The sequence below is a fragment of the Rhodomicrobium sp. Az07 genome (genome assembly GCF_018619475.1).
Classification (GTDB): domain Bacteria; phylum Pseudomonadota; class Alphaproteobacteria; order Rhizobiales; family Rhodomicrobiaceae; genus Rhodomicrobium.
On the sequence record NZ_JAHFZG010000058.1, the window covers coordinates 1 to 398 of the forward strand.

At 59.5% G+C, this 398-nt stretch carries 1 protein-coding gene; it reads left to right on the forward strand.

Features of this window, described 5'->3' with window-relative positions:
* The coding region (locus KKP04_RS15320; RefSeq protein ID WP_215033558.1) for a transposase at nucleotides 1–398 on the forward strand (398 nt) is incomplete at both ends.

The following is a 398-nucleotide window of genomic DNA, read 5'->3' on the forward strand; positions in this document are numbered from 1 at the left end:
GGCGCCAAGGCCGAAGGGCGCTTTGGCAAGCAGGACTTCGTCTACAAGGCGAATGAGGATGTCTATCTTTGCCCCGCTGGCGAGCGCTTGACCTATCGCTACACGAACGAAGAAGACGGCAAAGTCTTGCGGAGTTATTGGGGATCGGCCTGCTTAGCCTGTGCGCTGAAAGAAAAATGCACCACGGGCAAGGAGCGCCGCATCAAGCGCTGGGAGCATGAAGCCGTTCTGGAGGCCGCCCAGGCCCGGCTGGATCGGCGGCCGAATGCGATGACCGAGAGGCGCAGCACGGCGGAACATCCCTTCGGAACCATCAAGTTCTGGATGGGTTCGGCACACTTCCTGATGAAAAGGCTCGGCAATGTGAGGACAGAGATGTCGCTCCAGGTCCTGTCCTA